General features: G+C 68.9%; 14 protein-coding genes. 9 read left to right on the top strand and 5 right to left on the bottom strand.

The window, feature by feature from the left end; genetic code table 11:
* Positions 1-5 precede the first annotated feature (5 nt).
* From ACZ63D_RS35685 to ACZ63D_RS35655, 7 genes are read left to right on the top strand one after another with little or no spacing between them, the layout of a single operon-like run.
* The gene (locus tag ACZ63D_RS35685; RefSeq protein ID WP_465358733.1) at positions 6-332 is read left to right on the top strand and encodes a hypothetical protein; all 327 of its coding nucleotides are present in this window, start codon (positions 6-8) and stop codon (positions 330-332) included.
* 5 nt (positions 333-337) lie between these two features.
* Complete coding sequence (locus tag ACZ63D_RS35680; protein ID WP_465358732.1) at positions 338-697, top strand: GPW/gp25 family protein; 360 nt, start codon at positions 338-340, stop codon at positions 695-697.
* Entirely contained in the window at positions 694-3444 is a 2751-nt protein-coding gene (locus tag ACZ63D_RS35675; RefSeq protein ID WP_465358731.1) for a putative baseplate assembly protein, read from the top strand. Before ACZ63D_RS35680 ends, ACZ63D_RS35675 begins: the two co-directional genes overlap by 4 nt.
* Complete coding sequence (locus ACZ63D_RS35670) at positions 3441-6680, top strand: putative baseplate assembly protein (protein WP_465358730.1); 3240 nt, start codon at positions 3441-3443, stop codon at positions 6678-6680. The genes ACZ63D_RS35675 and ACZ63D_RS35670 overlap by 4 nt, the downstream gene beginning before the upstream one ends.
* A complete protein-coding gene (locus tag ACZ63D_RS35665; RefSeq protein WP_465358729.1) occupies positions 6677-8803 on the top strand; it encodes a hypothetical protein in 2127 nt (708 codons plus the stop codon). The genes ACZ63D_RS35670 and ACZ63D_RS35665 overlap by 4 nt, the downstream gene beginning before the upstream one ends.
* 9 nt (positions 8804-8812) lie before the next feature.
* Positions 8813-10813, top strand: coding sequence for a DUF6519 domain-containing protein (locus ACZ63D_RS35660; RefSeq protein WP_465358728.1), 2001 nt, complete (start codon positions 8813-8815; stop codon positions 10811-10813).
* The gene (locus ACZ63D_RS35655) at positions 10800-11720 is read left to right on the top strand and encodes a glycoside hydrolase domain-containing protein (RefSeq protein WP_465358727.1); all 921 of its coding nucleotides are present in this window, start codon (positions 10800-10802) and stop codon (positions 11718-11720) included. The genes ACZ63D_RS35660 and ACZ63D_RS35655 overlap by 14 nt, the downstream gene beginning before the upstream one ends.
* A gap of 6 nt (positions 11721-11726) precedes the next feature.
* Here ACZ63D_RS35655 and ACZ63D_RS35650 read toward each other — a convergent pair whose 3' ends face one another.
* Entirely contained in the window at positions 11727-12578 is an 852-nt protein-coding gene (locus ACZ63D_RS35650) for an oxidoreductase (RefSeq protein WP_465358726.1), read from the bottom strand.
* A 72-nt stretch (positions 12579-12650) separates the two neighbouring features.
* Here ACZ63D_RS35650 and ACZ63D_RS35645 point away from each other — a divergent pair, with 72 nt between their 5' ends.
* Positions 12651-13253: a TetR/AcrR family transcriptional regulator gene (locus ACZ63D_RS35645; RefSeq protein WP_465358725.1), complete on the top strand. Its 603-nt coding sequence runs from the start codon at positions 12651-12653 to the stop codon at positions 13251-13253.
* Positions 13254-13424: 171 nt separating this feature from the next.
* Positions 13425-14309 carry a hypothetical protein gene (locus ACZ63D_RS35640; protein WP_465358724.1) on the top strand — a complete coding sequence of 295 codons (885 nt, stop codon included), beginning with the start codon at positions 13425-13427 and terminating at the stop codon, positions 14307-14309.
* A 52-nt stretch (positions 14310-14361) separates the two neighbouring features.
* On the opposite strand, the gene ACZ63D_RS35635 is transcribed toward ACZ63D_RS35640, so the two are convergent.
* The 4 genes from ACZ63D_RS35635 to ACZ63D_RS35620 all read right to left on the bottom strand — a co-directional run bounded on the left by ACZ63D_RS35635 (position 14362) and on the right by ACZ63D_RS35620 (position 17730).
* A complete protein-coding gene (locus tag ACZ63D_RS35635; RefSeq protein WP_465358723.1) occupies positions 14362-15207 on the bottom strand; it encodes a carboxymuconolactone decarboxylase family protein in 846 nt (281 codons plus the stop codon).
* Positions 15207-16412, bottom strand: a complete 1206-nt coding sequence (locus ACZ63D_RS35630) for an RNA polymerase sigma factor (RefSeq protein WP_465358722.1) — start codon at positions 16410-16412, stop codon at positions 15207-15209. Before ACZ63D_RS35630 ends, ACZ63D_RS35635 begins: the two co-directional genes overlap by 1 nt.
* Positions 16409-16771 (bottom strand): YciI family protein, encoded by a 363-nt coding sequence (locus tag ACZ63D_RS35625; RefSeq protein WP_465358721.1) that lies wholly within the window; start codon positions 16769-16771, stop codon positions 16409-16411. The genes ACZ63D_RS35630 and ACZ63D_RS35625 overlap by 4 nt, the downstream gene beginning before the upstream one ends.
* A gap of 140 nt (positions 16772-16911) precedes the next feature.
* Positions 16912-17730 carry a dioxygenase family protein gene (locus ACZ63D_RS35620; RefSeq protein ID WP_465358720.1) on the bottom strand — a complete coding sequence of 273 codons (819 nt, stop codon included), beginning with the start codon at positions 17728-17730 and terminating at the stop codon, positions 16912-16914.
* Positions 17731-17767: the final 37 nt, after the last annotated feature.

Here is a 17767-nt window from a genome sequence, read left to right as displayed (position 1 = left end):
TGGACATGCCGGGATTCCTGCTCCACAGCGGAATGACGATGACCTGCCCGCACGGCGGCGCGGTGACCGCCATCCCGAGCGGGCCGCCCGCGGCGCTGGTGAACGGAATGCCAGTGCTCACCACGAAAGACCAGTTGATCGTCGCCGGGTGCTCGTTGGTCCCGCCGTGCGCGACGGTGCAATGGACGAACATCTCGTCCCTGCTGGCGGGCGGGACTCCGGTGCTCACGCAGCTCCCTCCAGCCGGGCAAGGCGGCGGCACTTGTGTCGGCTCTCTCGCGCCGGGGCCGCCGATTGTGCTTGTGATGCAGCCGCTCGTGACGGGGAGGTGACCACAGTGGACATCGACTTCCCGTTCCATTTCGACGAACGAGGCCGGGTCGCCGAGACCGGTTACGCGAACCACGTGCTCGACCTGATCGAACAGCTGCTCTTCACTACGCCAGGAGAGCGGGTGATGCGCCCGGACTTCGGCTGCGGACTGCTGGATCTGGTGTTCGAACCGAACAGTCCGGAGCTGGCGGCGGCGGTGCAGGCGTCGGCAGAGGGTGCGTTGCATCGTTGGCTGGGCGACCTGATCACGGTGCAGCACTTGGAAGTCACCGCTGAGGAAAGCACCTTGCGGATCGAAATCGGCTACATCCTTCTCGCGACCGGAGAACGGCGCGAGGACGTCATCACGGGGAGGGCGGCATGATCGGCTGTGCGGACGAACGCCGCCGGGCGGACGTGCGCGTCGCGGGCCGCAACGGAATCGACTCGGTGAGCGTGAGCGACGACGGTCGCTCGCTGACCGTGGGGTTCTTCGGCAAAGCACCGGAAGACCTGGCACCGGCCAACTTCCGGATCGACGGCGGGCGGCGCGTGACCGGGATCGCCGTCGTGGCGGTCGAGCTGTGGGCCAGCGACGATCCCGACCTTGCCGACGCGGTGCGGTTGACGGTCGATCGTGCCGGGGATTTGTCCACCTACCGGTTGTCTATTGTGGAACGCGCGCCGATCGGCAAACCCGGGACAAGGCCGTATCCGGGCTTCGATCCCCGTTACTCCTTTGTGGACTTCACGTTCGGCAGCTGCGGAGACGTCGATTGCGCACCGGTGACGGAAAGCGCGCCCCCGGCCGAAGCCGCGGTGGAGATCGATTATCTCAGCAAGGATTACGCCAGCTTCCGGCAACTGCTGCTGGACCGGTTGAAGCTGACCATGCCGTCGTGGACCGAACGGCATGTCCCGGACCTCGGCGTCATGCTCACGGAACTGCTCGCCTACGAGGGCGACCGGCTGAGCTACCAGCAAGACGCGGTGGCCACCGAGGCGTACCTGGACACCGCGCGGCTGCGGGTTTCCGTGCGGCGGCACGCCCGGCTGGTCGATTACCCGATGCACGACGGATGTTCCGCCCGGGCTTGGGTGTGCATCGAAGCGGCCGAGCAGGTCACGCTCCCGAAGGGGACTTTCCGGTTCAGCACGGCGGGCCCCGCTTCGGATGGACCGGCGGAAGTCTTTGAGCCGGTCCACGACGAGCCGGTCGAACTGGTCCCCGCGCGCACTCGGATCAGCCTGTGGACCTGGGGCGACCATGACTGCTGCCTCCCCATCGGGGCCACCTCGGCCACGCTCGTGGACAGCGATCGGGCGCTGGGACTCGAACCTGGTGACGTGCTGCTCTTCGAGGAACTGGTCGGCGTGCAGTCCGGTCTTCCGGCCGACGCTGACCATACGCATCGGCAGGCGGTCCGGCTGACCTCGGTGACCGAGACGACGGACGAGCTGTATCAGCAGAAGCTGCTGGAAGTGATCTGGGCTCGCGAGGACGCGCTGACGTTTCCGTTGTGTGTCAATGCTCGCGGCGGACCGGACTGCGTCGATCTCGAGGTCGGGGTTGCCCGGGGGAACGTGGTGCTGGTCGAGCACGGCCAGCGGATCGCCCCGGAGAACCACTGCGTTCCCGACCCCGCGCCGGAGGAACCGCAGTGTCCGCGCGACTGCGGCTGCGGTTGCGGCGAGACCGAACCCGAGCCCGCTTACCCGCCGCTGCCAGTGATTGTGCAACCGCAGTTGCGGCACCAGCCGGTCACGCAGAGCGTTCCGTTCCCGGATCCCGCCGACATCGCGGCAGCGCAGGCACGATGGCTGGTCGGGTTGCCCGGCCGGATCCGTGCTCGGCTGACCAAGCTGTGGCGCGGTGAACTGTCCGAAGAGGACATTGAGTTCGTCACCGTGGTCTTCGGAGCCAAGCTGGTCAAGAAGCTCGGCCTCCGCGAACATCCTCGACGCGCCCTGCGGTATCTGCTGGCCTGTTTCGATGACTTGCTGGAAACCAAGCTGGCTCGGCTGAAAGACCTCGTCCGCCAGGCTCACGCCGGATACGTGCTCACCGCCGCGAACGAGGGCTGGGAGATCAGCCAGAGCTGGGGTGCGGAGGAGGGCCGGAAGCTCGACGAGCATCGTCCTGCGTTCCGTGGTCCGGCCAGTCTCGCCACGCGGCCGGATCCGCGCGCGGCGCTGCCCGCGGTTAAGGTCGTCGACCGAAATCGCGAGGTTTGGCTGCCCCAGCGGGATTTGCTCGACAGCGGACCGGCCGACCGGCACTTCGTCGGCGAGGTCATCGACACCGGCGCGACGGTGCTGAGGTTCGGCGACGGCCGCAACGGTGCGAAGTTTCCGCTGGGCGGCCAGCTCACCGCTTCGCTGCGGGTAGGCACTGGCCTGGCAGGGAACGTCGGCCGCGAAGCGATCAGCAGCGTCATTTTCGACCGCGTCGACGTTCCCGGCATCCAACGCGTGCGCAATCCGTTGCCTGCCACGGGCGGAGTCGACCCCGAGCCGGTGTCCGAGGTTCGGCTGCGTGCCCCGCAAGAGGTCCGCCGTCGTTTGCTGCGGGCCATCACCGCGGACGACTACGCCACGCTGGCCGGTGCGTCACCGAGCGTGCAACGGGCCGCGGGCGACCTGCGGTGGACGGGCAGCTGGTACGAAGCGCAGGTCGCGATCGATCCGCTCGGCCTGGAGGTCGCGCCGAATTGGCTGCTCGACGAAACCCGCGCCGGGCTGTACCGCTACCGCCGGATCGGCCATGACCTCTCGGTGTTCAGCGCGACGCTCGTTCCGCTGGACCTGACGGTGCGGGTCGAGGTGCTGCCCGACCACATCGCCGGACACGTGCGCACCGCCCTGCGGCGGGCGCTCGCCGAGTTCTTCCAGCCGGATCGGCTCACCTTCGGCACTCCGATCCGGGTGGGCCAGATCGTCGCGACCGTGGCGGCGGTACCCGGCGTGCGGCACGCCGAGGTGACCCGGCTGGAGCGGCTGTTCGGCCCGCCCGGCACCGCGCTCGCCACCGGCGCGCTCCCGATCGGAGCGCTCGAGGTGGCTCAGCTGGACGACGACCCGAGCCGGCCCGAGAACGGGCGGCTCACCCTCGACCTGGCAGGTGGACGATGAACTCCTGCGCGCGACCCGGCCCGATGACCCCGGCGACGACCTACCAGCGCCCCGGCCTGCCCGCGCTGACGCGCCGGATCGGTACCTACGCGGGGTTCCTCCAGTCGATGCTGGCGCGGCTGGCGAGCCGGGCGGCACTGGCGCCGCTCACCACCCGCGACCCGGACGACCCGGCGATAGCGCTGCTGGACTGCTGGGCCGTCGTCGGCGACGTGCTGACCTTCTACCAGGAGCGGATCGCCAACGAGGGCTACCTGCGGACCGCCACCGAACCCGAATCGCTCGGCCACCTCGGCACTCTCGTCGGCTACACGCCGCGACCCGCGTTGTCCGCGACCACTTTCCTGGCCTACACCTTGGATCCCGGCGCGCGGACGGTGATTCCCGCGGGCACGGCCGCGAAGAGCGTGCCCGCGCAGAACCAGCTGCCGCAGACGTTCGAGACCACGGCGGAACTCCAAGCCCGCGAAGAGTGGAACGCGCTCCAGGTCGCGACCGCCGAACCGGTGGACATCACCACCGACAGTGCCCCGATCGTCGGGCAGATCGGGATCCAGGGCACCACGGCGGCACTCAAACCGGGGGACCGGTTGCTGCTGCTGTTCGGCACGTTCCCGCCGAAAGTCCGGGTGGTCGCTGAAGCGACAGCGGATTTCCAGGCCAACCGGACGACCGCGAAGCTGGTCACCACGCTCAGCCTCGACGACCTGAACCAGGCGATAGCCAAACTCGTTTCGGCGATTGGCTCGGCGTTGTGGCGACCACCCGCGTCATCGTCCTGGGTTGACGACACGGTCACTGCTCTGACGACCACAAAGACCTATTTGGACAGTCTCGGCACTCCGGTCACGATGAGCTATGTCCTGGCCCGCACGGCCCACCAGCTCAGCACTGAACTCGCGGAACAAGCCGTGCTCGCCAGAGCGCACGCGAGCTGCGCGGTCCAGGAGTGGTTCCGCTCTTTCGTCGGGCCAGTTTCGGACGCGACAGACGTGCTGCTGCGGCTCTGTACCGCCGCGTTGCGCGAAAACGACCCGGAATTGCGCTATCTCAACAACTTCGCCAGTGGATTGTTCTGCACGGCACCGCAATACCGTTTCCAGGACTGCGGATCCACGGCCGGTACCGAATGCGACCGGGCCGTGGCGCTGGTCGGGCTCACTCCGGTGCTGCCATGGCTGCGGCGCGAACCGTCCCGGCCGCCCCGCAAGGCGATGGACCTTCCGTCCACAATAGATCAATTGTTCCACGCCGGTTCCGACGTGCACCCGAAGCTGCTCATCGAAGCCGACCCGCGGCTGGGCCCGAATCTGCACCACGCGTGGGCGAACGAACAGATCGCGCCCCCGCCGGAGCTGTCCGGCGTGCAGGTGATGCGGACCCGGGCCGTCGCGATAGCTCGTCCGGCCGGTGCGTTCGCGGACGCCGCGTACACCACGTCGATCTGGCTGGACGCGGTGTACGACGGCATTACCCGAGACAGCTGGGTCGTGGTGGAATCGGCGGACGGCCAGCGGTCCGTCGCGCAGGTGACGTCGGTGGAACTGGAGACCGTCAAGGTCACCGTTCCGAACCAGACCGCGCCGGTCGGGACCAAACAGGTCACCAAGATCACGGTGGACCAGGTCGTCTCGCCGGTCCCGGCGGAGGGCACGGTCGTCTGGGCGCGCGGCGAGGCGCTCACCGCGGTCGGCGACCCGATCACCAAAGAAGTGCAGGGCAACGAGATCGAACTGGCGCGAGTCTACGACGGGCTCCGGCCCGGCCGGTGGCTGGTGGTGTCCGGCGAACGCACCGACGTGCCGCACACCAGCGGCGTCCAGGCCGCCGAGGTGACGATGGTGGCCGGTATCCGGCAGCGAGTCGAACCTGGTCGGCACGGCAGCCGGGTCCGCACCTTCCTGTCGCTGGCCACCGCGCTGTCGTACCGGTATCGCCGGGACACGGTGACCGTCTACGGCAACGTCGTGGAGGCCGACCAAGGCGAGACCCGCACCGAGGTGCTCGGCAGCGGCAATCCGGGCGTGCCGAACCAGCTGTTCCCGCTGCGTCAGGTCAATGCGGACAACCCGCTCACGTTCCGGCCGTCCGCCACCGCCTCCGGCGCGGAGAGCACGCTCGCCGCTCGCGTGTCCGGCGTGCGCTGGCACGAAACCGAGGGGCTGGTCTGGTCCGGGCCGACGGGCCACGACTACGAGGTGTCCGTCGGAGCGAGTGGCACCCGGACGCTCCGGTTCGGCGACGGCGTTCATGGCGCGCGCATCCCCGCTGGCACGGAGAACGTGACGGCGGTGTACCGGATCGGCGCGGGCCACGACGGGAATGTCGCGGCCGGGCAGATCAACCAGGCCACCGGCCGACCGCCGGGCGTGCGCGCGGTGACCAACCCGCTGCCGTCCGGCGGGGGAGCGGACGGGGACGGACCGGCGGACGTCCGGGCGTCGATCCCGCTGCGGATGCTCGCGCTCGACCGGTTGGTGTCGGTCCGCGACTACGAGGACTTCACCCGGGCCCGAGCGGGGATCGGGAAAGCCAAGGCAGTCAAGCTTTCCGACGGCGGACGGCGGGTCGTGCACGTGACAGTCGCGGCGACCGGGGACGCGCGGATCGACGCGTCGTCCGGCTCGGTGGTCGCGCTGGAGGCGGCGTTGGCGAGCTTCGGCGACCGCGGCGTCGAGGTGCGGGTCGCGGTGCGGGAACGGGTGCTGCTCGTGCTGCACGCCGGGATCAAGGTGGCGCCGGACTACACCTGGGAGCTGGTGGAACCCGCGGTGCGCGCCGCACTGCTGGACGAGTTTTCCTTCGCCCGGCGGGAACTCGGCGAGCCGGCGTTCCTCAGCGAAGCGTTCGCGGCGATCCAGGCCGTGCCAGGCGTCGATTACGCCGCGATCAACGTGTTCGACGGCATCGACGGCGACGTCACGCCGATCGAGCTGGCCACGGTCGCGGACCGGCTCACCGAGGCGAAGCCGTGCGTCGGAGCGTCCGGGGCGCATTTCGAGGAAGTCTTCGATGAAGTGAGCTTCGTGGACGGCTTCGGCCCGGACACCTTGACGACGATCGCGCTCCGGCACGGGTTGACCGTGGACGAACTGGTGCGGCTGAACCCAGGTCTCGACTCGACGGAGCTTCAGAAGGGGCAGAAGTTGACCGTGTATCGCGGTATCCGGCCTGCTCGGCTCGCGGTGCTTCCGGCCGGGGTGCCGGAGGCGTTGACGTTGGTGAGGATCCCATGACCCGAAATCCGGACCGGCTCTACGAGCTGATGCCGTCGGTCTACCGGCGGCGCGACGAGGAAAACGCGGGACCGCTGAAAGCTCTGTTGGGCGTAATCACCGAACAGGCCGACCTGATCGGTGCCGGCTTGGACGCGCTGTACGCGGACTGGTTCATCGAGACCTGCCAGGACTGGGTCGCGCCCTACCTCGGCGATCTCGTCGGGTACCGGATCCTTCCGGGCGCGGATGAGACGCTCGCGACGGGCTCGGCGGCGGCCCGGCGGCTGCTGTCCGCTCTCGCGCCTCGCCGGGATGTCGCGCACACCGTCGGCAACCGGCGGCGCAAAGGCACCTTGGCATTGCTGGAACAACTCGCCGAGGACGTTGCGGAGTGGCCGTCGCGAGCAGTCGAATTCCGGCAGCTGCTGGCGGTTTCGCAGGCTGTCCGGCTGCACGGCCGTGACCCGCGGGCAGACCGGCGGAGGCTGACCAGGGGCCAGCTGGCCGACCTTCACGAAGCCGACGCACTCGACCGGCTCGACGGGCCGTTCGACGAACTCGCGCATTCGATCGACGTCCGGCGGATCACGTCCCATCGCGGAATCGGACGCTACGGCATCCCGGAGATCGGCTTGTACGTGTGGCGGCTCAAACCGTATTCGATCACGAACGGGCCCGCGTATTGCGAGGACCGGGCCCGCACCCGGTTCACGTTCAATATTTTGGGCAACGACACTCCGCTCATCGTCTCTCCGGTGCGGGAACCCTCGCCAAACCACATCGCCGACGAGACGAACGTGCCGGTTTTTATTCGACGGCAGGCTTTCGCCGAGCGTCCGGCTGTCTACTATGGACCAGGCAAGAGTCTCTGCGTTTACCTCAGTGGTGGAAAGCCCGTGCCGTTGGGTGACATCGTTCCCGCGGATCTGTCCGGCTGGCGCTACCGGCCCGCGCACGGGAAGGTCGCACTCGACCCAGTGCTCGGCCGGATCGCCTTCCCCGCGCGGCAGGCCCCGGAGTCGGGAGTGTGGGTCGACTACCACTACGGGTTTTCCGACGATCTCGGTGCCGGCGAATACCCGCGCGCGACGGAATCGCCGGAACACGTCTACCGGGTCGGCCCCGGATACCACGAACTCGTCATGGAAGCCGTCGAGGAATGGCAGCGGGACAAGGAAACCGACCCGTCCGCACGCGAGGCGGTCATCGAATTCACCGACAACGAGGCGTATCAGGAACAGATCAAGCTGACGGTCGACCGCGGAGATTGCCTCACCCTGCGGGCAGCGAACGGAAAACGTCCGGTACTGCGCCTGCTCGACTGGAACAGCAACCGCCCGGACGCGCTGCGGATCATCGGGACCGACCGCGGCGCGAAAGACGATCCTCTGCCGAAGGTCGTCTTCGACGGACTGCTGATCACCGGGCGCAGCGTGCAGGTGCACGGCCCGGTCGGGCAGTTCGCCCTGCGGCACTGCACTTTAGTGCCCGGCTGGTCACTCGACGCGCAGTGCTGTCCGGAACACGAGGAAGAGGCGAGCGTCGAACTCACCGACACTCCCGCCTGCCTTCGCGTGGAGCACAGCATTATCGGCACGATCCTCGTCACCGCGGACGAAGTGCACCGCGAACCCAACCAGATCCGGCTCGTCGACAGCGTTCTCGATGCCGCCGGGCCTGGCCTCGCCGCATTGTCCGGTCCGGATGACGGCTGCGCGCACGCGGTGGTCAACGCGAGCCGGTGCACGGTGTTCGGCTCCGTTTTCGCGCACGCCGCCGGGTTGCTCGAAAACTCCATAATGGACGGACGGGTGCGGATCGCCCGGCGGCAGGACGGCTGCGTGCGGTTCTGCTGGCTGCCGGAGAGTTCGCGCACCCCGCCCCGATTCCATTGCGAGCCAGAGCATTCCGGCGATCCGGCCCGCGTCGTTCCCCGCTTCACCTCGGTCCGCTACGGCACCCCGGGGTACGCACAGCTCGCGCGGCCGGGGCCGGAGGAAATCAGCCGCGGCGCGGAGGACGGTTCGGAGATGGGGGTCTTCCACGACCTGTTCCAGCCCCAGCGCGAGGACAGTCTCCGGCTGCGGCTCGCCGAGTACACCCCGGCCGGCACGGACGCCGGCATCCTGTTCGCCACTTAGGAGACCGCCATGCAAGCCGACTTCTCGCGCCGCACCTTCGATTCGCGGAAGCACTTCTCCGCGGTGCTGGCGCAGCAGGGCCGGGTCCAGCTCGACGCGGACGCGAACGAGCAGGCCGCGATCCTGCTGCACCAGCTGCGGACCACGGTGGCCGACCTGCTCGGCCCGTCCGCCGCGCCGGCCGGCGCGCGCGGGTTCCGCCTCGACCCCGACCTGGACCAGGCGAAAATCACCGACCTGCGGATCTCGGCGGGCCGGCTGTACGTCGACGGGCTGCTGGTCGGGAACGACTCGCCCACGAGCTACTGGACCCAGCCCGAGGGCTACCTCGACGAGGAGAAGGACACGCTGCCCGAGACCGGGCCGTTCGTGGTGTACCTGCGGGTGTGGGAACGGCTGATCACCGTGCTGCAGGACCCGGCGATCCGCGAGGTCGCGCTCGGCGATCCCGGTCCGGACACCGCGGCGCGGGCCAAGGTCGTCTGGCAGGTGGCCTGGTGCGCGGGAAAAAGCGTCGAGGACTTCGAGTCCTTCCAGCGATCGCTGAACCCGGAACCCGGTCTCCTTGCCGCTAAGGCGAAACACCCGGGCGACACCGATGCTTGCCATCTGCCGCCCGAGGCGCGGTTCCGCGGCCAAGAGAACCAGCTGTACCGCGTCGAGGTGCACACCGGCGGACGCGCGTGGACGGATTCCGTGCCGACCAAGGGATTTCGGTCGACGTTGCACGGGGCGACCTTCAAGTGGTCGCGGGAGAACGCGTCGGTGGTGTTCCCGATCGTCTCGGTGTCCGGGGCCACGGTGACGCTCGGCACGCTGGGCCGGGACAGCAAACTGGACCTGGACGTCGGCGACTGGGTCGAACTGCTCGACGACGCGGCCGCCACCCGCGCCGCGGACGACCTCCCGGCCGAGGACCGGCCCGGATCCGCGCCGGCGCTGCGGAAAGTCGTCGCGATCGATCCGGCGGACCGGCTGGTCACGCTGGACGACGAACTGGACGAACGCTGCGGCCCCGGTTCCGATCCGGACCTGCACCCGTTCCTGCGCCGCTGGGACCACCTCGCCCCGGGCGACAGCGCGGACGGCGCGGTGCCGCTGGTCGAGAACACGTGGATCGACCTGGAGGACGGCGTCCAGGTGCGATTCGAGGCCCCGCCGAGGACGTCGGCGGACGTGGCGCCCGGGCGGGGCGGCACTTACCGGCGCGGGGACTACTGGCAGATCCCGGCCCGCACGGTCACCGGGGATGTCGAATGGCCGCGCGACGACGACGGTCCGCGTCCGGTCCCGCCGCACGGGGTCGAGTACCACTACGCGGTGCTGGGCGTGCTCGACGCGAACGGCACGGTGACTCATCCGCCGGACACCTTCGAACCGCTCTTCCGGACGGGGCCAGATCCCGTCGCGCCCGAACCCGCGCCTCCGGCAGACCCGCCGAAGAAAGAGATCGAGGCTCCGCCGGTCGTCCATCCGGCCGATTCGGTGGTGTTCGAGGCGGAGAAATCAGCCGGTCTGGCGGCAGCACAGCCGAAAGAAGGCCCGGCTCGCGCGGGCGCGGGCGGGAACGGTTCAGCCGTGTCCGCCTCAGCCGCGACGCTGACGCACCCAGCCGAAACCTCGTCTCCGATCCCGAAACCGGTCGAGCCGGAAACCACTGTCACGTCGTCAACCGAGCCGCCCCCACCCTCGACCGATCCGGAGAAACCAGCCATGCCGCAATCGACCACGCAACTCAGCGACCACCTCACCTCCTGGCTGCGCACCGTCGTCCCCGGCCTGTGGTCGGCGCTCGTCGCGTGGCTCGTCTCGCTCGGCCTGCCCGCTTCGGTGACCGACGCGATGGCCGGACTCGGCAACCAGATCATCGTCCCGGTCGTCCTGGCCATCGTTTACGCGTTGCTGCGGCAGCTCGAACCGCAGATGCCGCCGTGGCTTGCGCGGGTGCTGCTCGGGTCGAACCGGCCGCCGAGCTACGCCGAAACCGAGGCGGACCATGCGCTGGGCTGACTATTCCAAAGGCCAGCTGAGCCCGTCCTCGCTCAAGGCCGCCGGTTTCGACGGCGTGATCCGCTACGCCGGACTGGGCCGCGGCACGAAACGGCTCACCGGGGCCGAATACCGGAACCTCGTCCGCGGCGGGATCACCGTCGCGCTGGTCGTCGAGCTGGGCACCGACGACGCGTGGGGCAGCCGCAACGATGACGACTTCGCCCGCGGGGTCGCGTTCGGGCAGGCAGGCCTCGCGGACGCACGCGCGATGGGCGTCCCGGACTCGGCGCTGATCGCCTGCGCCGCCGACAGCCACGCGGCGGCCTACCAGCTCGACGATGTCGTGCGCTTCGCCCGCGGGTTCACCAGTGTGGTCGGCCAGAGCCGGGCCGGGTTCTACGGATTCTCCGAGACGCTGCGCGCGGTGCACGACGCCGGGATCGTGTCGTGGTACTGGCGCTGCGGTTCGCAGCCCACGGCCGCCGAGCGCACCTGGACCCATTTGTGGCAGCGCAACGACGGCACGGTCGACGTCGACCGGATCACGTGCGACATCGACGAGCAATACATCCCGCTTCCCGGCGGCGGCACCGGGCCCGCCCCCGGCAATGACGAGGAGACTCTGATGCTGATTCCCGCAGCCCCGAACGGCGACCACTTCTACATCCCGCTCGCCGGCCGTCCGCCGTATCTGTACCTGTTCTGCGGGTACGGCGACACCATCGAGATCAAGCAGATGGACTTCGTGCGGGCGAGCAAATCCGGCAACGAGGGCGACTACGTGCCCGGCGCGCAGATCCGGAACTTCACGTTCCTCGCCGACCGGCCCGGCCCGCTGGACCTGCGCAGCGTGGCCGCGGCCGGCGCGGTCGGCATCTCGATCTGGTACCAGGCGAAGCACTCCTTCACCGCGTACGTCGGCTGAGCCGGCTCAACCGGGCAGCTGCGCCCCGTCCGGGAAGTCAGTGGACCGGCTCAGCTCCGCCCATTCCTCGATCTCCTTGTCGACCGCCGCGCGGCCGTGGGCGATGAGACGGAGGGCGTCGGAGCCGAGGACCAGATGCGCGGGCGGGTTCGGAACGTCGAGGATGTGCAGCACGGCCTCCGCCGCCTTGCGCGGGTCGCCGAGCTGGTTGCCGCTGGCGGCGAGGCGGTGGTCGCGGATCGGGTTCATCACCTGGTCGTAGTCCGGGATGGACCGCTCGGTGCGGACCATCGACCGGCCCGCCCAGTCGGTGCGGAAGGAACCCGGCGCGATCGCGGTGACGTGCACGCCGAACGGGGCGACCTCTTTGCCGACCGTTTCGAGAATGCCTTCGACGGCGTACTTGCTGCCTTGGTAGAAGGACGTGCCCGGCACGGTGATCAGCCCGGCCATCGAGGTGACGCCGAGGATGTGCCCGCGTCGCCGCTGCCGCAGGTAGGGCAGTACCGCTTTTACTGTCGCGACGACGCCGTACACGTTCACCTCGAACTGCGCGCGCAGTTCGGCCATCGTCGATTCTTCGAAGACGCCTTCGTGGCCGTACCCGGCATTGGCGATGGCGACGTCGATCGGACCTACCTCGGCCTCGATCTCGTCGACGGTTCGGAACACCGCGTCGTCATCGGTGACGTCGAGGACGCGCGCGAGGGATTTGCCCGGCTGAAGCTGTTCGAACGCCTCGGCGTCCGCCTGCTTGCGGACGGTGCCGACGACGGTGTGGCCCGCTCTCAGCGCGGCTTCGGCGAACGCGCGGCCAAGGCCGGAGCTGGCGCCGGTGATCAGGAAGAGCTTGGTCATGCCATGGACTCTACATCGTGTTGAGAAAAATCGACACAGTGTCAAAAATAATCGGCGTGATAGAACGGGCGAGTGGAAGAGCGAGACACCCGTACCCGCCGCCGGACGACTCCGACCAAGGGCGACCTGCGCGAACGCGCGATTCTCGACGCGGCGGAGCGGCAACTGGACTCGACGGGCGGGGCTTGCATGACCGTCGCGACGATCGCGCAGGAAGCCGGGATCACCCGGGGTGCGCTCTACTTCTACTTCGGGTCCAAGAACGAGGTGCTCGCCGCTCTGGTCGAGCGGACGGTGACCAAGCTGCGCACCGAGGTCGACGCGGTGGACGCGGCCGCCGCGGTACCCGGCGACGCGGTTCGGCAGGGGATCGAGCGGACTGCCCGGATGTGGCGCGACCACGGAACGGTGATGCGCACGGCGGTCGACCTGTCGCCCTCGGTTCCGGCGATCGACCAGGCGTGGCGCTCGGCGGTGGTCGCGCTCGCCGACACCATGAGCGGGGTCGCGGAGCGCGCCGGACTGCCGTCTGGAACCGCTCGGGAGGTCGCCGCGGCGTTGGTCTGGATGACCGAACGCGTCTTCTACCAGGCGTTTGTCGCGGACACCTCGCTGGACGACGCGGCGGCGACACTGACTCGGGTGTGGCTGTCGGCGCTCGGCCTCTCGAGCTAGCCCGCTGCGGTCGCCTCGGGGGTTGCGAGGCGGGCCGAGGTCGTGCCCGTGCGGACCCGGCGGGGACGACATTGGGGCAACTATCGCTCCCCGCGGAACTTCGGAGCAACGTCATTCCCGGCCTCGCGTCTTGAGGGTTAAAGATTCGCCAAAAGACACGGGGAGCATGAAATGGGATTCACCGCGATGAAGTCGATGAAGCTGGTCATGGTCGGCGGGGCGGTCGCCGCGACCGCGTTGCTTTCCGCGTGCAGCGGAACCAATGTCGACGGAAACGGTTCCGCGGCGAAGAGCATTTCCGACGCGGCCGCGGTCAAGCAGAACCCGCAGGGCGGTTCGGCCGGTGCGGCGGGCACCGCGGCCACGTCGGACGGGGATGTCAACTGCAGCAAACTCGGCGGGCAGGTCGGTCCGGCGGGCGGCAAGCAAATGGATCTGATCGCGGTGCAAAGCGCGAATGGCAGCATTCCTGGCTGTGTCGAAGCATTCAATGTCATGACGAAGTACTACGAATTGGCGCCGTCCCAGGGCGAAGGTCCCGGGCACCGCGTTCTCGGCATTGAAGGGCATTGGGACTGCGCTTTGGGCGCGGAAGAGGAATTCACCCAGGGCGTGGTGAACTGCGGCAAGGACGGCGGCGCCGAGTTCATGATCAAGACCGCGCCGGCCGCGGGCAAGGGCCAGCAGCCCGCCGCCCCGACGCGCCGCTTCCCGAACACGACCCAGACCGTGCAGTTCACCGGATTCGACCGTTCGGTCAACATGGCCCAGTTCCAGCTGGTCACCTGGAAGAAGGGCGGTCCGGACGACGGCCAGTTCGTGCCGAGCGACGCCAAGACCTACCGCCTGCCGGTGAGCAAGACCGCCCAGGTGTTCGGCGCGGCCGAACTGTGCCCGGGCGGCGACGTCGCCCTCGACCCGCAGGGCCGCGGCACGAACCCGTGCACCGAGCAGGCCCTGATGGAGGCGCTGACCGGCCCGAACCCGCTGCACGCCGAGATCCACGTCGACCGGAACGACACCATCGACGTCGTCAAGGAGCTGTACCGCCCCTGAGCGGAGAGCAAAAACCGGCGGCCGGGCAGCACGCCCTGGCCGCCGGTTCGCGTTACGAGCCGAGTTTCTGTTGTCCCGCGTCGTAACTGCGCAACGCCGCGCCCACGGCCGCGGCGACGGTGATCTCGTAAACCTCGTCCTCCTGGTACTTCGTGGTCAACGCGGCGAAATCGGCGTCAGTGAGCCGGTAGGACGCGTCGCGCACCTTCGTCGCGAACGGCTGCAACAGCTCGGGCAAGCCGTCTCCACTCGCCGCCGCTTCGCGAAGCGCCTGATCGGTCATCGCGGGCGCGGTGAACACCGAGTACCGCATGTTCTCGACCGGATCATCGTGCTTCCCATCCGGGCCACCCGCGAGCAGGAAGCCGGGGAACCGGTACCCGAATTTGTGCAACGCACGGGTCCCGCTTTCCAGCTGGCCTTCGCGAAGCACGAAACCGAACGCGTTCGCGAGCCGGTTCACGATGTTCCACACCAGATTCACCCGTAGCGCTTCACGAATCGCCTCCGGCGGAAGATCCGGCAGCACGAGCTGATCCGGGTTCAGCGTGACCGTCTCCAGGAACGCCCGAACGGTACGCACCTCGGGTCGCGCCTGCTCGGGCCGCGCCGGATCGATCTCGCCTTGTCCGGCGATCCGGGTCAGTTCGGCGTGCGAGTCGATGCAGAACGGACATTCGTGCAGCATCGCCGTTGACATGGCGAGGAATTCGCGCTCCCCGGCGGTCCAGTACGACGGGCCGCGCATCGCCGGAGCGGTGAGCTCCAGAAGCGGCCGGGTGAGAAAACCGGGACGATACAGCAGCATCTTCACGATGTCCGGCGGCTGCTTCGACGTCATCGACAGGAACAGCTTGGCCCGCAACCGATGTCCGTTGTCGAGAATGGACAGTCTCATCAGGACTCCAAGGTGGCTAGGCGGCCAGCGAGAAACCGCCGGTCAGCTGGATTGACAGCGAGTTCGAGGGCGCGCCGGTACGCGGCCATGGCGTCAGCGGTACGGCCGAGACGGCGCAACAGATCGGCACGCGCGGCGTGCATCAGGTGATACCGGTCAAGCCCGGAGATGCCGTCGATGAGCGCCAGCCCTTCTTCCGGGCTGGTGGCCATGGCGACCGCGACGGCCTGGTTCAACGCGACCACTGGCGACGGATTCGTTTCGTACAACCGGTCGTACAGTCCGGCGATCGCTGCCCAGTCAGTGTCCGTCGCGGAGCGTGCCTGAGCGTGCTGGAGCGCAATGGCGGCCTGCAGCTGATACGGCCCCGGCGTCTCGAAGCGCAGTGCGCGGCCGAGCAGGCCAATCGCTTCGACTATTTCGCTGCGGTCCCACCGGCTTCGGTCCTGGTTTTCGAGCAGCACGACATCACCGTCCGGGGTGTAGCGAGCGGCGGTGCGCGAATCGTGTACTAGCAGCAGCGAAACCAGGCCGAGCGCTTCCGGCTCGTCAGGCATGAGCGTCGCGACCAGCTTCGCCAGCCGGATCGCTTCCCGTTGCAGCTCTTGGTGTTCCGGCGCGGTGTAGCCTTGGGTGAAGATCAAGTACAGCACCGCCAAAACTCCGGAGAGCCGCTCGGGCAGCAGATGGCCGGCCGGGACGGCGAGGCTGATCCCGGCGTCGCGGATCTTGCGTTTGGCCCGCACCAGCCGCTGCGCCAGCGTCGCCTCGCTGACCAGGAACGTCCGCGCGATCTGTGCCGCGGTCAGCCCGGCCACCGCCTGCAGCGTCAACGCGACGCGCGCCTCCTCGGCGAGCGCGGGGTGACAGCAGGTGAAGACGAGGCTAAGCCGCTCGTCGCCGATCGCGAGCAGGCTGTCCTCGGACGCCTCCACGACGGCCTCCGGCTGTTCCCCGAGCTCAGCGAGCTTCTCCTGGCCGCGGCGAGCGCGCCGGAGCCGGTCGATCGCGCGGTTGCGGGCGGCGGTCAGCAGCCACGCCACGGGGTCGTCCGGCGGCTCGCCGCCCCAGGTGCGCAGGGCGAGCGCGCAAGCGTCCTGCAGCGCGTCCTCGGCCAGCTCGAAGTCGCCGAGGACGCGGACCAGCGCCGCGAGCATCCGCGCCCGGTGCTTGCGGTAGGTCTCGGCCAGCGACGGCGGGGTCATGCCTGGTGAGACAGTCCGGGCACCGCGGCGACCGGGCGCACCTCGATGGTCCCGACCTCGGCCATCGGGCACAGCGCGGCGAGTTCGAGTGCTTCGTCGAGATCGCGGCAGTCGAGCACGTAGACGCCGCCGAGATGCTCGTGCGTCTCCAGGAACGGCCCGTCGGTGATCAGCGTCTTCCCCTCGCGGACGCTGACCGTGGTCGCGGTGTGCTCGCCCCGCAGCGGATGGCCGGACACGAACACCCCGCGCCGCCGGCATTCGTCGGCGAAGGCGTTCACCCTGGCCAGCGCTTCCGGGAAGGCTGGATCACCCGGTTCGGGACGGTCGCAGTCGTAAATCGCCAGTAAGTACAGCATGTGTCCTCCGAGGGCCGGTCCGGCGTCGTCGTAATGGAAGACGAATGCCTCGACGGTAACTCGACAGCGCGAGCCGGGCTTCTCGGAAAAACGGAGAACGGCGGGCCTGGGGGAGCCCGCCGTTCTCCTTCAGGAGGGGATCAGCCCTTCCGCCACAACGCTGGCGCGTTGGGGGGTTCCCAGCCCTGCTGCGCGGTGTGGCCTTGCAGGCACACGTAGCCGACCCCGTTGAAGGTGACGCGGGTGCCGGCGGGGTACGCCTTGCCCGCGGCCCAGGACGTCCCGCCGGGCTGGCCGGTCGGTCCCGTCGACGGCCCGCCGGTGGGTGTCTGCTGGACGTTGAGCACGAAGTCGAACGCGGCCTCCTTGGCGTTGTTCGGGGCGTCGCGGACCGTCATGAGCAGCCGCGAGTCGAAGATCGTGTCGGTGTTGTTGCGCGGCTCGCCCGGGAAGTACAGCTGGGTCGTCAGGATCGGCTCCCCGGGAGCCTGCACCTTGACGTGGATGTGCCGCGTCCGGCCGGGGTAGAGGCCGGGCACGATCGTGGTCAGCTTGAATTCGCCGAGGTCGTTCGTGTACTGGTGGCCGCGGAAGTTGAAGCCGTCGTTGTCGTAGGCTCCGTTGACGTCCGCCTGCCAGAAGTCCAGCAGCGCGCGGCTGATCGGCTGGCAGGACAGTCCGAAGACGTACCCGCTCACGGTGAGCCGCTGGCCCGGGGTGTTGTCGTCGACGAGCACGCTGCGCTCGGGCGAGTCCGGCTTGAAGTACGGACCCTCGGTCTGGTCGATCGTCGGTTCGTCGCCGTCGTGGCAGTACGGGGTCGGCTCGACCTTCTGTCCGCCCGCGAAATTCGTGCGGGCCAGCGCGGGACCGCCGACGAGTGCGACTGGTGCGGCGACTCCGGCGGCCAGCGCGGCCTTCAGCACTGCCTTGCGGCTGAACTTCCTGTCTTCGTCCATGCCTGCTCCTCGGTGGGGGCTCGGGATTCCCCTCGAC

The sequence above is a fragment of the Amycolatopsis sp. NPDC104775 genome, from assembly GCF_055583325.1.
This window is presented reverse-complemented; position numbering and strand designations above follow the sequence as displayed.